Origin of the sequence: Zobellia nedashkovskayae (genome assembly GCF_015330125.1) — a bacterium.
GTDB lineage: Bacteria > Bacteroidota > Bacteroidia > Flavobacteriales > Flavobacteriaceae > Zobellia > Zobellia nedashkovskayae.
On sequence record NZ_JADDXR010000002.1, the window covers coordinates 1,743,397 to 1,764,369 of the forward strand.

The 20,973-nt window shown below is 39.2% G+C and carries 8 protein-coding genes; 4 read left to right on the top strand and 4 right to left on the bottom strand.

All coding sequences use genetic code 11. The annotated features are described in order from the left end of the window. The first annotated feature begins 178 nt into the window (after positions 1-178). The 4 genes from IWB64_RS07430 to IWB64_RS07445 all read left to right on the top strand — a co-directional run bounded on the left by IWB64_RS07430 (position 179) and on the right by IWB64_RS07445 (position 6,648). Positions 179-2,965, top strand: coding sequence for a TonB-dependent receptor (locus IWB64_RS07430; RefSeq protein ID WP_194533406.1), 2,787 nt, complete (start codon positions 179-181; stop codon positions 2,963-2,965). A 19-nt stretch (positions 2,966-2,984) separates the two neighbouring features. After that, positions 2,985-4,610 carry an SGNH/GDSL hydrolase family protein gene (locus IWB64_RS07435; RefSeq protein ID WP_194533407.1) on the top strand — a complete coding sequence of 542 codons (1,626 nt, stop codon included), beginning with the start codon at positions 2,985-2,987 and terminating at the stop codon, positions 4,608-4,610. A 181-nt stretch (positions 4,611-4,791) separates the two neighbouring features. Continuing rightward, a complete protein-coding gene (gene atpD, locus IWB64_RS07440; RefSeq protein ID WP_194533408.1) occupies positions 4,792-6,300 on the top strand; it encodes a F0F1 ATP synthase subunit beta in 1,509 nt (502 codons plus the stop codon). A 69-nt stretch (positions 6,301-6,369) separates the two neighbouring features. Then, positions 6,370-6,648: a F0F1 ATP synthase subunit epsilon gene (locus IWB64_RS07445; RefSeq protein ID WP_194533409.1), complete on the top strand. Its 279-nt coding sequence runs from the start codon at positions 6,370-6,372 to the stop codon at positions 6,646-6,648. A 77-nt stretch (positions 6,649-6,725) separates the two neighbouring features. Here IWB64_RS07445 and IWB64_RS07450 read toward each other — a convergent pair whose 3' ends face one another. From IWB64_RS07450 to IWB64_RS07465, 4 genes are read right to left on the bottom strand one after another with little or no spacing between them, the layout of a single operon-like run. Then, the gene (locus tag IWB64_RS07450; protein ID WP_194533410.1) at positions 6,726-13,265 is read right to left on the bottom strand and encodes a T9SS type A sorting domain-containing protein; all 6,540 of its coding nucleotides are present in this window, start codon (positions 13,263-13,265) and stop codon (positions 6,726-6,728) included. A 4-nt stretch (positions 13,266-13,269) separates the two neighbouring features. Beyond that, on the bottom strand, positions 13,270-15,327 hold the full coding sequence (locus tag IWB64_RS07455) for a fibronectin type III domain-containing protein (RefSeq protein ID WP_194533411.1): 2,058 nt from the start codon (positions 15,325-15,327) through the stop codon (positions 13,270-13,272). 32 nt (positions 15,328-15,359) lie between these two features. Beyond that, positions 15,360-20,309: a hypothetical protein gene (locus IWB64_RS07460; RefSeq protein ID WP_194533412.1), complete on the bottom strand. Its 4,950-nt coding sequence runs from the start codon at positions 20,307-20,309 to the stop codon at positions 15,360-15,362. Then, on the bottom strand, positions 20,306-20,932 hold the full coding sequence (locus IWB64_RS07465; protein ID WP_194533413.1) for a hypothetical protein: 627 nt from the start codon (positions 20,930-20,932) through the stop codon (positions 20,306-20,308). Before IWB64_RS07465 ends, IWB64_RS07460 begins: the two co-directional genes overlap by 4 nt. Positions 20,933-20,973: the final 41 nt, after the last annotated feature.

The following is a 20,973-nucleotide window of genomic DNA, read 5'->3' on the forward strand; positions in this document are numbered from 1 at the left end:
TCAGCTTTTAACAGGCCTTGACATATGTCAAGGCCTGTTTGTTTTAGGGTATTTGTAATTTGAAGAAGGTATTTTTGCGAAAAAAGTACTATGCACGCATAATTTTTTCCATTTTATGATTATTGGTCGAAAAAAAAATGTAACTTCGATTTACTAACATTTTTAACTTAAACTTAACATGAGAGCAATACTGTTTTTAGCCTTGCTGTTGGCGACTAGCTTTGGATTTTCGCAAACAACGGTAAACGGGAAAGTGGTAGATCAGAACAGTCAGCCCGTACCAGGGGCCAATATCGTTATTAAAGGAAAAGCGATTGGCACCACAACGGATTTTGATGGTAATTTTAATTTACAAACTTCTGAGGTACCCCCTTTTCAGTTAATGATCACCAGCATCGGATATTCGGATGCTACAGAGGAAGTCACCTCCAACAATCAAACCTTGACCATTACAATTGATGAGTCCCAAACATTTTTAGATGAAGTAGTTATATCTGCTTCTAGAACGCCTGAGCGTATTTTTGAATCACCGGTTACGGTTGAGAGAATTGGTGTTTCTGAGATTAAAAACACTACTGCTGCGGATTTTTATGGCGGTTTAGAGAATTTGAAAGGGGTTGATGTAAATACAAATAGTTTAACTTTTAAGTCTGTAAACACAAGAGGTTTTGCGTCTTTTTCTAATACGCGTTTTATGCAACTTGTTGATGGTATGGATAACTCTACACCAGCATTAAATTTCCCTATCGGAAACTTAGTAGGTCTAGTTGAACCGGATGTTTTAAGTGTTGAGTTATTACCCGGAGCATCATCTGCGCTTTATGGTGCAAATGCCTTTAACGGTATTTTGTTTATGCGAAGTAAGAATCCGTTTGACTACGAAGGAATTAGTGTGTCAATTAAGCGTGGGATAACTTCTCAAGAAGCTTCTGGCGATAATTCTTATACAGATTTTGGTATTAGGGCAGCGTATAAATTCAGTGATAAATTTGCTGGAAAAGTTAATTTCGGATATCTTAAGGGAACTGACTGGGCCGCTAATAATACAGATGATAAGATTACACCAGGTGGTACAAGAGATAACTTGAACTATGACGGGGTTAATGTTTATGGAGATGAGGTTTCTACTAACATTAAAGATGTGGCGCTTACTTTAGAAGGTTTAGGTATCCTACCTGCTGGGGCCAATTCTTTGGTTCCTTCGGAAATCGTAAGTAGAACAGGTTATGCTGAAAGTGATCTTACTCAGTACAATGCAGAAAGTATAAAAGCAGATTGGGGTTTATATTATAGGCCAATAGAAGGTAATAGCCTGGAGATTTCTTATGTAGGTAAGGTAGGAACAGGTACTACAATCTATCAAGGTACCAATAGATATAATATTGATGGATTTTTTCAAGAACAACATAAACTTGAAATTAGAAACGATAACTTCTTTGTAAGAGGCTATGTTGTTGGTGATAAAGCTGGAGATTCTTATGATATGGTATTTACTGGTATCAATATTAATAGAAGTTGGAAAGATGACAACACCTGGTTTGGGGAGTATACAGGAGCTTATGTTCAGGCAACTTTAGGAGGAGCTACAGATGCTCAAGCTCATGCTGCTGGTAGGGCCCAAGCTGAATCAGGTAGATTGTTGCCTGGTACATCAGAGTTTGATGCTGCCTTTAATACAGTTATTAAAGATCCAGATTTGAGCAAGGGTTCTCAATTTTACGATCAGTCTAAATACTATCATGCAGATGCTAATTATAATTTTGCTCATTTAATTGATTGGGCAGAAATTCAAGTTGGTGGGTCGTTTAGGGAGTATAGTTTAAATTCCTTAGGTACTATTTATACAGATATAGATGGTCCAATTGATTATTCGGAATTTGGAATTTACTCTCAGGTTCAAAAGACCTTGCCTTTTGCAGGAGAAAAAAGTTTAAAATTAACGGGTTCTATTCGCTATGATAAATCTGAGTTTTTTGATGGATTTTTATCACCAAGATTATCCGCTGGTTATACAATTAGCAGAAATCATAACATTAGAGCTTCTGCCCAAACAGGATTTAGAAATCCAACTACTCAAGATCTTTTCATTGGTTTGAATGCTGGTAGGGCAATTTTAGTTGGGTCTGCATCAGATAATCTAGATAGATATTCAAGGGATTATGATGTAAGTGCTACCGGTCAACTTTTATATCAACAACCGGCTTCGGTTACGCAAACTGGTGCGGTGGCATATAACAATTCTTATTCTGCCGCTTCTGTAGCCTCTTTAGGTGCAACAGGGAACCCTGCGGACTTGGAAATTGCTAATCCAGATTTAGTTAAACCCGAAAAAGTATCATCTATTGAAATTGGATACCGCGGTAAGGTTGATAAGCTGGTAATTGACTTTAGTACCTACTATAACAGGTATAAAGATTTTATTTCTCAGGAAGTTGTAGTTTCTCCTTTATATGGAGTAGTTGGTGATGGTGCACTTTCTGTAGCAGCAATAGCCAATGGGGATTACCAAGCATATAGCACGTACACTAATACTGATGCTGATGTTAGTTCATATGGTGCATCTTTGGGCCTTAACATGAAAGTATTTGGAGATTTTAATTTAGGAGGTAGTTATACGTTTACAAAATTAGATTTTGACCGTGATGCTAATCCAGATGTAATGTTGAATTTCAACACTCCAGAGCACAAGTTCAAGGCATCTTTTGGAAATGAGCAGTTATTTGAAAATTTCGGATTTAATGTGTCATACAGATTCAGTGATGATTATTTCTGGGAAGCCACTTTTGGTAACGGTGTTATTCCAGAATTTCATGTAGTTGACGCACAAATCAATTATGATGTGCCAAGTATTAAGTCTTCCTTTAAAATAGGGGGAACAAACCTAACCGGTAAAGAGTACTATACAGCGTTCGGTACCGGGTATATTGGGTCTATGTACTACTTATCTTGGACAATTAATAATTAATTTTTAATCTAAAGTTGAAATGAAAAACTTAAAATATATATACATCTCTTTAGGTATCTTGGCTTTTACCGCCTGTAATGACCCTGAAGATGTAGATCTTGAGCCAGAAGTAATGGCGGAAGCACTTGTTGAATTAAATGCGGGTTCAGCAGATTTTTCAACGTATGTTTCTTTAGGAAATTCGTTAACTGCAGGTTTTACGGATAATGCTCTTTTTATTGCAGGGCAAGAAAATTCAATACCAAATTTGTTATCTACAAAATTTGCTTTGGTAGGAGGCGGTGCTTTTTCACAGCCTTTAATGAGCGATAATATTGGAGGCCTTCTAGCCGGAGGAACTCAATTGGAAGGTTTTGATCCAAGATTGGTTTTTGGTGGTGCTGGTCCGGTGGACTTGGCGGATGTTATTGGTCCAGTAGACCCAACAACGGATATAATTTTAAATAACCCAACGGGTCCGTTCAATAATATGGGTGTTCCTGGAGCAAAGAGTTTTCACTTATTAGCGGATGGTTATGGTAATGCTGCAAATTTAGCTGCTCAGCGCGCTAATCCGTATTATGTTAGGATGACGGGAACAACTCCTGATGCCAAGGTTTTGGAACTGGCTATGGCACAATCACCTACTTTTTTTAGTTTATGGATTGGTAATAATGATGTTTTAGGGCATGCGCTTTCAGGAGCCGATGGTACAAACCCTATGACAGACCAGCCTACTTTTGATTTTGCTATAAATACATTGGTAACTACATTGACTTCTGCGGGAGCAAAAGGTGTGATGGCTAATATTCCTTATGTAACGACGATTCCACATTTTACAACCGTTCCTCATGACCCTATTGATCCAGCTGAGAATGGTTTTGCTGCACAAGTACCAACATTAAATACAGTTTATGGAGCTTTAAATCAAGTGTATACTGCGCTTGGAGAAACGAATCGAATAGTTGTTTTTTCGGATTCAACAAATAATGCGGTAGTTATAAAAGACGAAGCGCTTATTGATATATCCGCACAAATCACGGGCGCATTCAATGCTAATCCTGGTTTTCCTGTGTTTGTTACACAACTGGGTCTTCCTGAGGCAGCAGCACCTTTGGTTGCTAGTCTTTTAGGCACGGCATATGGTCAATCAAGAGCTGCTACCGAAAATGATTTGTTGGTGTTGCCTAGTAGTAACGTAATCGGTAAGGTGAATGAAGCATCTTTTGCTGACTTTTCAGCGGTAAATCTTCCTCCTGCGATTGCAGGCCAATTTTCTGTTGAAGGGGTTACACTGCCTTTGGCCGATAAATGGGTTTTAACTCCAGAAGAACAAGATGAGATTAATGCAGTTACAACCCAGTTTAATGCTACAATTGCTTCCGCAGCTTCTGCAGCAGGATTAGCGTATGTAGATGCTAATCAGTTATTACAGGATTTGGCTAGTGGCGGTGTTACCGATGGTGACTTTACCCTGACGGCTAATTTGGTAACTGGTGGTGGTTTTTCTTTAGATGGTGTTCATCTAACGGCAAGAGGATATGCACTTATGGCTAATGAGTTCATGAAGTCTATAGATGCTACTTATGAGACTAATTTTGAAGCATCAGGGTCTTTGTTCAATATCGGAAATTATCCAACAAACTATTCACCAGCATTGCAATAGGCATTGTTTTTATTACATTTAACAAGGCGCCAGTTAATGGCGCCTTTTTTTATGGTGAAAAAAGAATAAAAAGTATTTTCAATTCGAGATGAAAAACATACCTTTGCAGCCTGAAAAACATGGGTGTATTAAGGTGTTTTTCAATACAGTAAGTAATTTGAATTCATAAACTAATAAAGTAATGTCAAAAGTTACAGGTAAAGTTTCCCAAATTATTGGGCCAGTAGTAGATGTGGAATTTCAATCAGGAGATATCCTTCCAAAAATTTACGATTCTCTTGAAATCGCTGGTAAAGATGGTTCTAAACTAGTTTTAGAAGTACAATCTCACGTTGGTGAAAACACAGTGAGAACAATTTCCATGGATTCTACAGATGGTCTAAGTAGAGGAACAGATGTGCTTTCGACAGGTAGCGCAATTCAAATGCCAGTTGGTGATGACGTTTACGGTCGTCTTTTCAACGTTATTGGTGATGCTATTGATGGTTTAGGTAATTTGCCTAAAGCTGGTAAAGATGGTTTACCTATTCACAGAGATGCTCCAAGATTTGAAGATCTTTCTACTTCTACCGAAGTTCTCTTTACCGGTATTAAGGTGATTGACCTTATTGAACCTTATGCAAAAGGTGGTAAAATTGGATTATTTGGTGGTGCAGGTGTAGGTAAAACAGTATTAATTCAGGAGTTGATTAACAACATCGCCAAAGGCCATGGTGGTCTTTCTGTATTTGCAGGTGTTGGTGAACGTACTCGTGAAGGAAACGATTTACTTCGTGAGATGTTGGAATCTGGTATTATCAAATACGGTGATGACTTCATGCACTCTATGGAAGATGGTGGATGGGATCTTACTAAGGTTGATAAAAAAGCCATGAAAGAATCAAAAGCAACTTTTGTTTTTGGTCAAATGAACGAACCACCAGGAGCACGTGCTCGTGTTGCATTGTCAGGATTGACAATTGCTGAGTACTTCCGTGATGGAGCAGGAGAAGGTCAAGGTAAAGATGTACTTTTCTTTGTAGATAATATTTTCCGTTTTACGCAAGCAGGTTCTGAGGTATCGGCTCTTTTAGGTCGTATGCCTTCTGCGGTAGGATACCAACCAACTTTGGCAACAGAGATGGGTGCTATGCAAGAGCGTATTACATCAACTAAAAGAGGTTCTATTACATCTGTACAGGCGGTATATGTTCCTGCGGATGATTTAACGGATCCAGCTCCAGCAACAACTTTTGCTCACTTAGATGCTACAACGGTACTTTCTCGTAAGATTGCCGAGTTAGGTATATACCCAGCGGTGGATCCATTGGATTCTACTTCTCGTATCTTAACAGCAGATATTTTAGGAAATGACCATTATAACTGTGCGCAACGTGTAAAAGAGTTATTACAGCGTTATAAAGAATTGCAAGATATTATTGCTATTCTTGGTATGGAAGAACTTTCAGAAGAAGATAAATCGGCAGTAGGTCGTGCAAGACGTGTTCAACGTTTCCTTTCACAACCTTTCCACGTAGCTGAACAGTTTACAGGTCTTAAAGGTGTATTGGTTGATATTAAAGAGACCATTAAAGGATTTAATATGATTATGGACGGAAAATTAGATCACCTTCCAGAATCTGCCTTTAACCTTAAAGGAACCATTGAAGAAGCGATGGAAGCAGGTGAGAAAATGTTAGCTGAAGCTTAATTAGTACTAAGTGCGGTGTAACGAGTATTCGTACTTTTTACTTCAAACTAACTACTTAACACTAAGAATATGTATTTAGAAATTGTATCACCAGAAGCCACTTTATTTTCAGGCGAGGTAACATCGGTAACTGTACCGGGAATGAATGGCGAGTTTCAAATTTTGAACGGTCACGCTGCTATAGTTTCTTTGCTTCAAGAAGGTAATGTTCGTGTTGAAGGCAATATAACAATAGAAGAAGCGAATGCCTCTAAATTCTCTAAAGATGCCACAGGAAAGGTTATCCTTCCCATAGCTAGCGGAACTGTTGAGATGAGTGATAATCGGGTAATAATTTTGGCCGATTAACAATTCACTTTAAAATAAAAAAGCCCAAAGATTTATATCTTTGGGCTTTTTTTATGAGGAAATTTTAAGGAAATAATTTATTTAATAATCACCTTTCTTAAAGTTTGTCCGTATGGGGTTTCAAGTAAAACTGCATAAACACCTGCCGGAAGGCCAGATAGGTCAAATGGAATACTGTAAGATAACTCCCCACGGTCTTTTTCAGAGGCCATGAGCGCGTTATTAGCTAAACTGAATACCTTTATGCTGATATTACCTTCTTCGGTAAGTGTAACGTCTGCTGTGAATTTACCATCACTTGGGTTGGGGTATACAAGAAAGTTTTCAATGAGTTTTTGACCATTTTTAGTATCTTCTTCTGTTATTAAACCATCTCTAGCAACAACTACTATCTTCTTAGTTTTTTGTGCAACACATTCACCTCGGGTGGTAATGATGGTTATTTCATATTCCCCTGCCTCTGCGAAGGTAAATTGAGCCTCGTCCCTGTTTTGAGTTTCGATTTTTGCCTGAACGGGAAGAATCCATTCGATACCATCAGGTAGCGGGTAACTGATGTCCACTGCAATAACGGATTCCCCAGTAAATACTTGACTAGATACGGCGAACTCAGCATTGATCTCATCGGTACTGATATCGACAGAAATAGTACCTTCAACGGTACAACCTGTCTCGGATTCAACGGTTACGGTATAATTTCCGGTGGCGATGAGCTCTACGTTCGGTTCGGAACTTGAAAAACCGGTATTCGAGCTCCATGTGTATGTTGCGGTCTGATCATCTACGGTAGCGTCCAGCTGTAAGGTTTGCCCTGAACAAAGCACGACATCACTTCCCAGGTCCACTTCTAATGGAACCGGGTTTTCCAATACGTACGTCCTATCGATCGGTCCACCATCAAAGCCTGTTACCGTCACGGAATAGGTTCCAGCTGGAAGATTGTTGATTTGACTTTCGGTAGCGCCTGTGCTCCATAGGTAGGTAAACACACCATTGCCCTCATTGGCAATGACAGAAATACTTCCATTGGCCTCGCCCGAACATATGGGTTGAACTATCGTACCCTCCACAATATCGGGTTGCGTTACTTCATAGGTTTCGGTTACGGAACATCCATTGGCATCCGAAGCAAGGACTACATACGAATCGGCCATAAGATTGGAGATTGCCGCTCGGTCACCAACATTCGAATTGTCCGAAAGACGTGTCCAAGTATAGGAGTAGGGTTCTGCGCCCCCTATAATATCCAGTGAAATTGTACCGTCCGCTGCCAGATATTCCGAAGCATCGGATATAGTTACATCCGTAATTTCAATAGCATCAACGGGAGCTGAGATTGTTACCGTTCGTTCTGCAATACAAATTGCTGCATCCTCCACATAAATAGTATAATCACCAGGTTCTAATCCGCTAATATCGGGAACAGTGGCTAAATTACTCCAAGAATATTGATATGGGGGAGTTCCTCCCGATACGGTAATACTTATGGCACCTGTGGCCTCACCGGCACAGATTATATCGTTAGTACTGTCAATGGTTATTTCCAGTTGCGCAGGTGCGGTTATGGTAATAGGGTCTGAATCGACGGATAATAAATTGGCATCGGTTGCCCTAAGGAAATATTTTCCAGGGGAAAGACCCCCGATAATATTGGTTTCTTCTTCCAATAAAGTATTGTTACCATTGATTTCTTCAAACCATTGATAGGTAAATGGCGCATCGCCCTGTACATTGGCTGTTATTTCAGCAAAATCGTCTTCATAACAGGGGAGCATAACACTTTGATCAATTGTTACGACCAATTCTCCAGGTTCTGTTATTTTAATGGGATCGGAGGTAAAACTACAACCTGTGTTTATGGCATCGGTAATCGTAACGACGTAGTCGCCCGCTTGACCGTTCAAAACATCCTTATTTACCGAAGTATAACCATCAGGTCCCGTCCAGGAATAGGTATAATTGCCCGAGCCTCCTTCCGCATCTATAGAAATAGCCCCGTCTTCTCCATTTGGCAATGAGACCGGTCTTACATCAATAAGGGCAAGACCTAACTCTTGTGGTTCTATTATCGGGGTTGAAGTCTGTTCAATAAACATACAGTCATTGGCATCACGAACACTTACGGTATAACCGGTTGCCGAAAGTCCATCGAATAATAGTTCTGTTTGAAAATCACCACCATTTATGGAGTACATATAGGGTGCTGTGCCACCATCGGCCGTAATGGTTAATGTTCCATCAGTACCACCAAAACAGGAAACATCGGTAATCGCTATATTGGTAATCGTAACACTGGTTGTGGGCTCACCAACGATTCTAGTTATGGTTGCGGTTCTATTGTCATCAATGGCAGTTAAAAGATAGGTACCGGCCAAAACACCTGTTATATTGGCCCCATCGGTACCGTTGGAAACCGGAACCGGATCACCATTCTCAAGTGTCCATTTGTATGTAATTGTTCCTTCCCCGGTGACGGTGGTGGCTATACTACCGTTCGCTTCGCCTTGGCAAGAAGCATCGGTTACGGTGACATTCGAAATGGTCAAAGGCCCTACTTCGGTTACTTCAAGGTTATTTTGGGTAATGGAACAACCGGATTCATCCGTTATGGTAACCGAATAAGTTCCTTTACCAAGATCGGCAAATACATTGGTCGGTTGTGGAATTCCGTTATTAAGGGAATAGGTATAAAATCCTGTTCCTCCTGTAACGACGGCAGTTATGCTACCGTCATTAGCTCCTGGTCCACTAGCTCTTGTGATTAAGGAGTAATCTTCATCCCAGAACATGCCGGATGAAACTCCAATTAGTACATCTGATAAAATATAGTCACAATTGGGGCTTTCCGTAGCACGAACCTGAAGGTTATAAGTGATATCGGCCAAGTTCTCAAATACTGGTTCAGGTTGAAAAGTAGTACCTCCATCTATACTATAGAAATACGTAAGAGTTCCAGAAGGAATGAAGGTTATGGACCCGGTATTGGAACCTGAACAAGTGGGAACGGGAACGATTGTTGCCGAAACTTCCGGTAGTTCTACTATCTCATACCTGTTACTTTCAATTGTTACGTTGTTTTCGTCGATAGCTTCTAAATAATAGATGCCTGTTGAAAGATTGTTTAAAGACAAGGTTCTAAGAGCGGAATTTTCGATGGTATTTATTAGAATGCCGTCAACACCACCATCATCCTCTTTCCAATTAAACGTAACAGGGCCCGTAGCGGTAATATTAGCTGTTACACTGCCATCCGTTCCTCCGGAGCAGAGGGTTGGTGTTCCTGTTAGGGGTTGAATGGAGAAGGCAGCTTCAACACCAATTGTAAATATTTCAGGTAATGTACAATTTCCAGGAGCAGTTATGATAACTTGATACGTTCCCGTGCCCACGCCGTCGAGGTCTTTTGTGGTGATTCCCGATACCCCGGGGCCCGACCATTCAAATGAAAGCGAGCCTAGATCGGTACCGGTCTCGAATTCAAGAACAACGGAACCGTCCAAGCTTGTGTCGGAAGAGGCGTCATTGGCTATTGTAGCTACCGGATCAAGTACGGGTACGCCGTTCTGAACAACCTCTACAAGCGTGTTGAACTCGCAGCCAAGGGCATCCCTTACGGTAAGCGTATAACTTCCAACAGCTACATTGTTGAATACTGGTTCGGCCTGAAAGGTATTGAAAGTATCGTTGATTCTATATTCATAACCCGTTAAGTCATTAGGTGCAGAAATGAATGGAGACCCACCTATGACATTACTTACTGTGATGGTTCCTTGTGTAAAGCCGTCACAGCTAACATCGGTCTTGGCAGTCTCTGCGGTAATTCCGGGGAGTTCGGAAATAGTTACATAATCAATCGGGTCGGTAGTTTGAATGGCAGTGCTAGTTACTTCGGTAATTCGCAAGCCATATGTACCTGCGCCAAGATTTGGTGCGGTTACTGTTCTATCTGTAGTGGTGATTGTATAAGCGACCGACTCTCCCACTTCTCCTGGTTGCAGTAAGAATTCAAAAGTGATATTACCAGTTCCTTGAACTGTTGATGTAATTGTTCCGGTTTCAAGTCCGTTGCAAGTGTCGCTACCGATAAAGTCAGTGATATCGAGAGGCCCAGGTTGGGTAATTTCAATTTCAGGACCCAGAACAGATGGGCAAGTATTGGTGTCATCAGTTAGCGTTACTTGATAAAACCCAAAGGGTAAATCTACTAAATTGGTGTCCGTAGAATTTGGAGTGGGAGGCGTAAACGGAATTTTAGTAGAGGTTAGGGTTTCACTTCTTGTCCATGAAAAGATGTAGCCTGGTGTTCCATTTTCTACCAGAATTTCCAAGGCACCGTTACTTACACCGTTTGTAGAGACGTCAACATGGCTGGCGATGATTTCAGTTATGGTTATTTCCAAAGGTCTGGTAACCTCTTCTTGATTTGAAACAGCTGAAACACAACTAGGGTTATCACGATTTCTTAGCCTTACTTCATAAAAGTTTGGATTGTCAACGGATATGTTGTTACCAACCAGCTCAACCCAATTACCTCGGTCGGTGCTGAGTTCATATTCATAGTTGGTTGCGCCCGTTGCGATGACTGTTAATGCACCATCGGTAGAGTTAAAGCAAGAAAATGGTGTTGCACTTATTGTGGCGGTAATAGGTTCTGGGTTAATTATTTCCGGTATTACAATGGATGAAAAATCTCCTAAATCTGCCCTCACAAAAAGAGAATAGTTACCTGCTTCAAGATTTGAAAATGTAATGTCTTCTTCATATGGGGCAATTGTACTTGATGCAAAATTGCCATCTCTTACAACGGTAGCGCCAATTCTCAATTCATAGAAAAAAGTAGTAGGTTCTCCGTATGTTGCGTTTACTGTAATTGTTGCATCATTTGCGTTATTGCAACTTATTGGTGTAACTGTTGAAAGACCAAGTTGAGGTGTAAGGGCGGCTTCCAAAATATAATCTTGACTGGTAACATCACAATTTGCATCTTTAACAATACTAAAATAGGTGCCTTCATCAAGACCCTCAAATCGATACTCGTTATTTGGAAAAGTAGCAATGGCTACTGTGGTGCTTTGTAAGATTACAGTAGGGTTTAATCTGTTGTATAGTTCAAAAGTGTATTCAGGTGCACCGCCGTCAACTCGTATAAAGAGCTGACCATCATTCGACGAATCGGTTGTAGGAGAAACGGGACCACTACCGCCATTAATAGTAAGAAGATTGGTTACGGAATCTATTGTTCTACTTTCATTATCTGCGCTTATACATTCCCTGCCGCCTGAAAATACAAGTTTTACGCGAAACTTCTGTGGGCTGCCTTGTGCAAGGTTTTCAAAAGTAGGTGAGGGCTGCCAGTTAGCACCATCATCATTAGAATATTCATAAGTACCTTCTTCAAAATCTTGACCACTTAGGGCAACTACATTGACCGTAGCTGAACCAGTAGCTATTGTAGAGCATGTAGGTTCTGTGATACTTACATTATTAATAGCCACTGCAGTGGGATTGCCAACTGTAAATGAGGTAGGCGTGATAGCACCGCTGGTAACTGTTACATCAATATCGTTAGGGTCATAAAGTACTTCTTGATATACGATGTAATATTCGCCGGGGTCCAAAATATTACCAGTTGAACCGCTAAACGTGCCATCTAGATTATCCACAAGAGAATTAAGGGTTGCATTTCTGTAAGCGTCGGGAGGACGCTGGTCATCAGGGCTACTAGCTGAAGGGAATTCAGAGGGCTCACCTTGATAAATAAAATAGCGCATGGAAAATTCTGGATTGATATCTTCCAAAAAATTAAGTGTTATGCTGCCATCAGTAGAACCTACGGCGCAGGTAGTATTAGTCGTTGAAAAACTATCATACTCAGGAGGGCAGTCAAACCAAGTATAGGTTACTGTATTTGAGTCATAATCGTTCAGAACATTATGTATTTTAAACTCTATGGGTTTGCCCATCCTTTTACTCAATTCGTTAGAATCTGTATAAAGGTTAGCCAAACTAACAATTTTAGTCCCGGTCGGAGATCCTGTGGAAGACGGAATACTAGCCCAGTCATCGTCTTTGAGTGGACCTTTAAATTGCCAATTATAGGCTTGATTAGGATGTCCTCTCGCATTTTGAGTAAGTTGTATGTCTTGATCATAACATAGAGTTGAATTCGGAACAGAGATATTCATCTCCTCAGCAAAATTAATGAGTGCCTCAAAATTGTACGAAGGAGCTGGATAACTAAAAATCATGGACAACGATGAATTCCAGTCACCAATACTCATTGAGCCAGAATCAGACGTGTTAAAGCTCTTTGGAGAGGTGTCTACCCTAAAAGTACCACTAAAGTTTATTGAACTTGAGCTGGTTCTTGCAGATCGTATGTCCCCCGGCCATTCAAAAATTCCTGTATTATTGGTTTCAAAAGTCCTGTTTATACTAATTAAGACGTTCATGTTCGCATCACGAACTAGCATTGTACCGCGAGTGGTTCGATAGTATTCCGTACCATTTTCTATATAGGGAAAAGTCCGAAGAAAAGGATCTAAATAAACATCATAAGTTTGGGCAAATGATTTAGCACAAATAACGAAGAACAATATGAAAATTAGCTTTTTCATAGGCTTAATATTTTAAACTTATCTTTTTTATTAACGATGTTGTTCCTCCTTTAAGAATCAATTGAAGCCCATAGGTATACCTTGAATTTATTTCCAGAGAAACGTCATTAAAACTATTTGCACCTCCCTTAATAGTTTTGTATAGCTTCAAGCCTTCTTCACTTTTTCCACGATATAAACGGTATTCTAGTACATCTTTGTTTTTTACTTTCCAAGAAAGGTTAATAAAGCGTAATTCACGATTTACTGTTCCGGAGAATTTAATATCAGTTTCCTCTAAAACCTTACCCAACCAATTTAAGGTAATTGGGCTTGCAGGCATGCTTTCCAAACCAACGGAATCTTTAGCTATAACGGTATAGCTATAGGTGTTTTCTATAAGATTAGTATTATCTAGAAAAGTAGAATCTAACTTTGTTTCGTGTACTTCTTTCCAATTATTTTCTGTAGAGTTCAATGTTTTTCGATACACTCGGTGCGAGGCAACATCCTGGCTACTACTAGGAGTCCAATTGAGTTGAATGCCATCTGAGGTGACCTCGTACTTAGTAATTACCGGGGGTGATGGGGCAATAAGATCTGGTTTGTCAACGGTTAGCATCTTAGAGAATTTAGATCGGTTAAAACGAAGGTCTTCAGCTTGTAACTTATAGTATATTTTTTTATTAAGATTGGCTGCAACAACGGTATCGTTGTAGATTTCATTTTCGAAGGTCGCGTTTGTAACCTCACTAAATTCTGTTTTTGGATTATTAGATCGGAATATGCGATAACCACCAAGGTCATCTTCATTATTTTTAGTCCAGCTAAGTTTTACAATACCAGTGGTGTCCATTACACCTTTCAATCCGATAGGCGGAGCAGGAGGAATAGAATCTAAAGGTTGTACAATGGCAGGATAAGACTCACCATTAACCCCATTTTTGCCAACCGCAACAATAGTAAAGTAATTGATTCTTTTTAAATCGTTAAAAGTGATTTTTCTTTGCGTAGCGGGTATATTATCCACTACCATTTCAAAAGGACCATCAGCTTTGTATCCACGCAGCAATTGAAATTTGGAAATCAAGGCATTGCCTTCATCCTTAAACTCCCAATACAGGATAGCTTTATTATCGGTTGGAATTTCCTTTTTATATATTCTTGGAACAAATTCGAGTCCTTTTAAAGCTTTACCGGAAATAGGCTTGGTTGGTGGGCCCACTTCTCCAAAAGCGGTTTTACCTACAACCCTATAGAAATAGGTTTTGTTATTTGGAATAGAATCGGTGTAATATAAGGATGCCTGCTTCTTTTCCTTTTCCTCGGAAGCATTAAAAATTGGTTGTCCATTTTGCTGTTCATAATTGATGTTGTCTATAGACCGCTCTACCAGATAGCTTGTATAAATGGTACTTAATAAATCATAATTCCAACTTAATAGAACGCTTGAGTCACTAAAAACGCCAGCCAATTCTATTGGTAAGGGAAGTTCTTCATATAAGTCTGGACTTGCATAAACACTATTTTCGTTAATTATTATTGAACTTTCTTCCGGCAAAGCAACGGAAACTTTGTAAATGTAGTTTTCTCCGGCAACCACTGAGGTGTCTTCAATACCCCATCCTGCAAGCATGGCACCTTGATAATTCTGCTCTGCCGCAAGGAGGCCAAAAGTAAACCGTTGTTCTAGTTCGTTATTTATGGCGGTAATTTTCCCCAATGTTCTGGAACTTGGAGCGGTAGTTTCAAATGAACTGCCATAAAGCGCTTGAGCTAAAACCGCAACATTCTGATTCTTATTTGCTAAGTCTGCCCATTCTTCTAGTGGTCTAGGTTTAAGTGGGGAGAGAGTTAATCGTTGTCTTTCTATAGGTACAACGGCTATGCCATTTCTAGAAATTGTAGCACGTTCAACCCAAAAACCATATTCATTGGCTCTTTTCCATTCCAATGGTTTATCTACTGCCCAGCGTAACATCACCTTTTCTGGGAGAGAACGGGTAATTAACTGAACTGATGCGGTATCTTGACTCCAAGCCAAGTTTGTTATTAATAAAACTATTAGTACTATTTTCTTCAATCTATTAATTTTTAACTTATAAAAAGTATATACTATAACTTGTTTACATATTCAATATCGTAACCATTCTGATAAAGATTTCCTGGTGTAGAATAAAATAATTGTGATTTATAATTACCGAGAGGAATTGCTGGAAACCCTTCTAATAAATAACGGTACGAATCATACTTAACCGCGTCTCCTTCATTATTTCCATATCTACTTAAAACTGTATTTCGTAAATAAAGAAAATCTTCTTTGTACTGATAAGGTAAATCATAAACGAAAGGAATTCTGTTTTTTACCCAATATGAATAAGGTTTACTTTCCACATTTGCCTCATACTGGTTAGAAATATAAAATGACCGGATTGGTGGTACACCAAGAATATCTTCTTCACGATTGACCCGTATATTGCTGTCTAGGGGATAAATTTCATAAATAAGAGGATAGATTTTTTTCTTGTAATATTTGTCATCCAAAATAGCTTGACCATAAACTAGAGGTTGTGATGCCGTATATCTTCCACCTAAAATCTCTATTTTTTCTAGATATTCATAGTCAGCTACTTCAATTGACATGGAGTGCACATTTGCACCAATAAAGTTGAGAAGGTTATCTGTAACGTTTAAGTTCCCCACCTTATCACCAAAAGTTGCATACTTACTGGTTTTAAAACTATATTCCAATATTGATTTGGGAGCACCATTTGAAATGGTTACTTCCGCAGCTTTTTTGTTGGATACAACTACACTACCAGATGTGTTCTTAACTTCTTGAGTACCCGAAGTAGGATCAAACCAGTTGGTGTCACCTGCCTCTTCACCTGACAAAACTTCTGTTTGCTCTACTATAATTTCTGTTTGAATATCTGCTCCCGGTGGAAATGCCATCAAGTTTAGTGTGTGAGTTGAATTCAAAACCATTTCTGGCACATCATAGAACACAGTTGCTTTTGAACGGTCATATGATAGATTGGTGCGTACGCCTTGACCGTTTGAATTGGAAACAAATTCTGCTCGCATTTCAAAACCACTTTCGAAAAGATAATTCTGTTGTGATATCAACTTCACGTAGCCTGTATCAAACTCTTCGGGATGAAAACTCTGCTGTTCCAGAACAGGATACATATAGGCGATATTTTCTAATGGTATATGGTCTGGTGCTTTGTCGGTCATAAAAGTAGATTCCGATCGCTCAATTACAGGTTGACCGTTTTCAACCATGGTTTGATAAGACCCTCCAATTTTTTCGTCAAAGCTAACCTCAACTACTAACTGTACCTCTTTTTCAGAAGGTAAAGTTGCTACTGGCTTGAAAGTGACCGCGTCATTGGTGTCATTCCATTCCAATTGGCCTTCAAGTTCGCGTCCTTCTGAAGTAACCGTAAAGTTTTTGAGTTGTATTTTAAAAGTGCGATTACCTTCGTCTAAATTTACGGTAAAATCGGAATTCGCGGCATAGTTAAACACTGCCTGTGGTGCTGCAAATACAGATACATCGTCACTTGAATGCCTTGGCGTTAAATCTGAAATTATTGGAACACCCACTGTGTTAGAAATGCCCTCTAATTCACATTCTTCACCCAGTTCTACTTTCATTCGCATTCTTCCTTCTACTAAACCACCTAAGATTTTATAATACATGCCTACATAGCCCTGTATATAAACGGGGTTAGGGAATTGGCCTCGTAAAGCTGCAGCCACACCGGCCTCAGCTATTTTAAATTTACCTTTTATAAAGGCCAAGTCCACTTTTACACCAAATTCACCATAAAGATAGGCGTATACTTGCCCCATAGAGTACCAACCATTGTTGCCTACCGGGCCAGGTCTGCCTACACATTTAGCATTTGGGTAATAGGCGTGCATGACATCAAACCCAGCTCCAATTTCTACCGAAGCGTAAAATATGGGCCAGTCAAAACCATAGCCGTAACCAAAGTTCATTCCAAAGGCAAAACCTTTTCCAGAAACCAATTGGTTGTCTTTGCGTTCCCCTTTGAAAATATCATCGCCTAAAATCTTAGTAACTATTGGATGCGGACTTATATCGCCAGGAGGAGGTAATATTGTCCCTGTCATGAAATAACCGCCAACTCTAACTGAAACCCCAGAGTTGAACAACAAATCAATTCTTTGTTGTGGGGTGCCAATATACATGTACCAATCTTCAGGACCAGTATGTATTTTAGCGTAACCTGCTAAATTATTTGCTCCACCACCCTTTACGGCAGCTAAATCTAGATAGAGTTCAAATTCGCCATCAAAAGTGTCATTTACAAAATCTCTTTCAATACCTACATATACCCCTACTTTACCCGATGCGGCAATATCATGTACAGGAATTGATTCTTGCGCTACGCTTAAATAATTACCATAGCGCTTGTTTGCTGCTGCTGCACTATTTCCTTCAAGGGCTTTTCCTACCTTGCTAGCCGCTGCTCCGGTTTCAGCTAAACTGCCTCCGTCACCATCACCCATAATGGCACCTTCACCCATAAATCCAATACGATTTAGGCCACCATGTATATTATATTCCATTTCTAGATAAGCCTTACAAGAAAAGGAACCTGCATTTTGAGTTTGAATTTTAACTCCGGCCCTAATAGCAAGCCCAGTATTAGCATCGGGTTCATAAACGGCAGAACCAGGTTCAAAACCAGAAGCGTTACCACCTGTTTTTTTCATTCGGTTAGAGATACCTCCAACAAATGCTTTTAAGGGTAGTTTAGAGTCTCCATTGCCCTCCACATTATCCATCCAAACATCTACATTCCAATATCTGAACTCCGTTTTACCAAATATCGCGCGACCACCTACTTTGAAATTTGGATTTTTGAAAGTAGCCGATAAGGTACCATCAAAACCATCTCCATAAATAGGGTCATCTTCCATGACTTTTAATGAGCCCTCTAAGGTGAAATTACTTTTGGTGTATTTAATGGCAATACCATCAATTTTCACTTTTTCAAATTTCCATTCTTGAATTTTAGCACCTTCGTCTAACTTACCAAGAATATCCATACTAGTTGTAGCATGAGAACCTCCATCATCTAGATTTATTTTTAAATCAAAAGAAAGGCCTACTTGATTGTTAGGTGTTACTAGTTTTAAATCTCCGATAGAAGCTGGGAAACCCATAAGGTTCATTTCCCCATTAAAGCCAAATTCCTTTGCCTGTATAAGTTTTGTTCCGGGTGCTGTCTGTAATTCTAATTCTTGAAAACTAATACCGTTAAAGGCAAAACCATTTTTGTCTTCTGGATTGGGGTTTTCACCTTCTTTTTGATTTATTTTACCGGCAATGGCCAACTTACCATTTAATATTGCAGATGGATACGCCGTACCGTCCTTTACATTAATAGCAACAGTTGAATTACGTTCCAATTGCATTTCTCCTAAAAAGACAGGAGCAGTATAGCTCCCTTTTAGCACAGCGGAAAGACCATATTCGTCTTGAGATATATAACCAGAATATCCCATAGGTTCCTTTAAGATTGGAACGGAAACATCGCCTCCAATAGACCCGCCCGTTATAGAATTTCTTGAGAGGGAAATACTAACATCATCTATGGTAAAGGCCCATTTTCCTGCAGCGCCTTCTCCAGCTGGCAAAACATTTTCGCCAAAGAAGGTACCGGAAACGCCTTGACTATCCAATACTAAATTTTTTGCGCCAAATTCTACCCTTCCGTTTGTTTTTTTAGTGTTTTCAATGCCTTTTGGCAGCATTACACTAACTTCATCTGCATAGAAGCCACGCCATAATTTTCGGTCTTCGCTTGAGTAGATTTGGTCATAATCTGAAGGGAGTTGTAAATTGGGTGAATTTCTACTATCACTAAGATCTAGAATTACGTTTTCTAGATTAAAGCCCCAACCTTTTAAGCCTACAACCTCAAAGCGTGGTAGGTTAACATCTACTAAAAGGTCGTTCCAGCCTTCTGATTTTACACTGAACGAGGCACCTACATAGCATTCATTAGCTACAACAATGTCATAATCTTCAGTAAACTCATAGAGATTACCATTATAATTACCACATGTATATTCACCATCTTGGTCTATGGGCAGAAGTACGTTACGCGAAACGCGTACATCACCTTCAAGACTTATTGCTTTTAAATCAGAACAGTTAAATTCTATAAACGATTGGTCTGTAAAAGCACCTGTTTTAAGGTCAATTCCTCCTTTTAAGGTAAGCAACCAGTTGTCTCCTTGAATGGGTATGGCTTGGTTGCCTAAAAGCACCAGTTTCATATCTCCTGAGAGACCGCCATCATGAGAGAGTTTTACATTTTCTGCACCAAAAAAGAGCTCACGTTCAATACCGCGATCTTCTTCATTCGCTACCTCACCTTTTTCAGGTATAGTCAAACGGGCCCATATTTTAAGTAGGGCATAGCCCGATGTAAATTTTACTTCGGTAATGGCCAATTCTACCGAATTATTAGAGGTTTGGTCTGTTTTTTTAAGACCTACAGGGAGTTCTAATAAGTCTTTACCGGTTATAATGTCTACAAAATTGCCTAGTTTAGCCACTGCTTCAACCGCGTTTTTTGCATTGTTAATGAGTTTCTCGGTAGCTGGGTTTTGTTGAAAATTCTCTGCTAAAAAAGCGGCATTAAATTCTGGTTCTCTATTGGCAAACGATACATTAAAATTTTGATTCTCTACCAGTTTTTGGTCTAGGGTTGGGAAAGAACGGAAAACCTGTTCTTCCTCCACAGTTAGATCTCCTGTTTTTGAGTTATCTGAATTAATTGGGCCCGGAGCTAATACAGAACTACGCATAGCTGCCAACTGTTGCAAATGTGCAATTTGTTGCGTATTTGCTTTTTTAATTTTTGTGGTGTCTTTTGTATTTGAGGTTGTAGAATCTTTTGAAACTACAAATGAGTTTTTAGAGTACTCATCAGCTCCATAAGAAAAATCATTTGGGTTAGCCCAAATAAAATTTAACCAAAGGAAAATTATGAGATGTAGATAGTTTTTATTCATATTTCCGATTCTTTATTTTCCGATTTGAAACCTCTCAGGACATATTTAAACCCTTCAATTTTTGCAGCTATCAAATTATTGATTTCTAATGTTTCACCAGTTTTTTGATAATGTTCTATATGGAGTTTGGCCGAACCTACAACAAACCAAGCACTCAATAAACCTATAACACTGAAAACTACTGTTAGTGTATAATACATTAGTCTTTCTATTGACGTTATTTTTTTACCTTTTAGAAAAAAACGGTTTATCTTAATTTTTTCAATACTTTTATTTAGGTAGGCAACCTCGACCGTGCTATACTTTTTAAGTTGGTCCTTATTAAAAGATAGCGGTATTAGACTTCTTATATTGTTTTCTTTTAAAACACCTAATTGATTCAGAAATATTTCTATTTTTTCATGTTCTTTATCAGGCATATAAAAAGTTTTTTTATATGTTGTTACACTATCAAACTTTACAAACAATTTTAGATATCTTTTGTCAAAAGATTTGCCATTTGGTAAATAGGTGAGACTAAACTCTTGTAAAGGCTTTAAAGAAACAAATACATCTTGTTTTTGAGCTTTACTGTAAAATTCCGGCACAAATAAGAAAAGTATGCAGAACGTAACGCCTATCATAAAACCAAATGTTACTATGTAGTTTAAAGCTTTCACTTTTC

Coding starts and splice junctions, on each gene's coding strand:
- IWB64_RS07445 (WP_194533409.1), top strand. CDS start 6,370: ATGTATTTAGAAATTGTATCACCAGAAGCCACTTTATTTTCAGGCGAG.
- IWB64_RS07430 (WP_194533406.1), top strand. CDS start 179: ATGAGAGCAATACTGTTTTTAGCCTTGCTGTTGGCGACTAGCTTTGGA.
- IWB64_RS07450 (WP_194533410.1), bottom strand. CDS start 13,265: ATGAAAAAGCTAATTTTCATATTGTTCTTCGTTATTTGTGCTAAATCA.
- IWB64_RS07435 (WP_194533407.1), top strand. CDS start 2,985: ATGAAAAACTTAAAATATATATACATCTCTTTAGGTATCTTGGCTTTT.
- atpD (WP_194533408.1), top strand. CDS start 4,792: ATGTCAAAAGTTACAGGTAAAGTTTCCCAAATTATTGGGCCAGTAGTA.
- IWB64_RS07465 (WP_194533413.1), bottom strand. CDS start 20,932: ATGATAGGCGTTACGTTCTGCATACTTTTCTTATTTGTGCCGGAATTT.
- IWB64_RS07460 (WP_194533412.1), bottom strand. CDS start 20,309: ATGAATAAAAACTATCTACATCTCATAATTTTCCTTTGGTTAAATTTT.